We start from the raw sequence: 720 nt of genomic DNA on the forward strand, positions 1-720 counted from the left end.
TGGGGTAAAGTTAATGCAACATTGCCAAAAGATAAAGATCCAATTAATGTGACACTTTCAGAAGCATTAGAACTTATATCGGCTAAAGCATCCGGTAAAAAAACAACCTCAAAAAGAGCTTCTACTAAAACAAAAGAGACATAAATTTTGGCTAAAGGTGAAAAAAAAACACAATATTTTCAACCGCTGAACTTGGGACGGCTGCCTAATAAAGCAGAAATTCTCTCCTTTATTAATGAGAATCCTGGTCGATCAAGTAAACGTGAAATAGCAAAAGCTTTTAATTTAAAAAATGATTCTCGTATTTGGTTACGAGATATATTGCGTGATCTGAAAAATCAGAGCTTAGGAGCAAAGGAGCGTAAAAAGGCAAGAAATAAAGGACAATTACCAGCGGTTGCTATTTTAAAAATTACTGCACGTGATGAAGACGGTAGTTTTATTGCACAACCTCTTGAGTGGGAAGATGGTCCAAAACCAAAGATTGAAATACTCCCTTTTCATCGTACAAAAGGAATAAATGTTGGTGTTGGAGACCATATTCTTGTAAAAATTTTTCGAAATAAAGTGCCTCAAAGCCTCCCTTATACAGGGAAAATTATTCGTAAAATTGATGTATCACCAAAGAGCACATTTGGCATTGTACGAAAATTAGAAAATGGTCAATGGCGTCTTGATTCTGTTGAGCGCAAAACAAGCGAATTGATTATTGATACATCT

At 35.0% G+C, this 720-nt stretch carries 1 protein-coding gene and 1 pseudogene; both read left to right on the top strand.

The features are described 5' to 3' along the window. Window positions 1-144 (top strand): topoisomerase C-terminal repeat-containing protein (locus ACFINZ_RS10780; protein ID WP_375701518.1); only part of this gene is annotated, 144 nt, incomplete at its 5' end. A 3-nt stretch (window positions 145-147) separates the two neighbouring features. Continuing rightward, window positions 148-720: pseudogene (locus ACFINZ_RS10785) on the top strand (ribonuclease R); the annotation flags it as partial.

Source organism: Bartonella sp. AA81SXKL (genome assembly GCF_042196945.1).
Lineage (GTDB): Bacteria > Pseudomonadota > Alphaproteobacteria > Rhizobiales > Rhizobiaceae > Bartonella.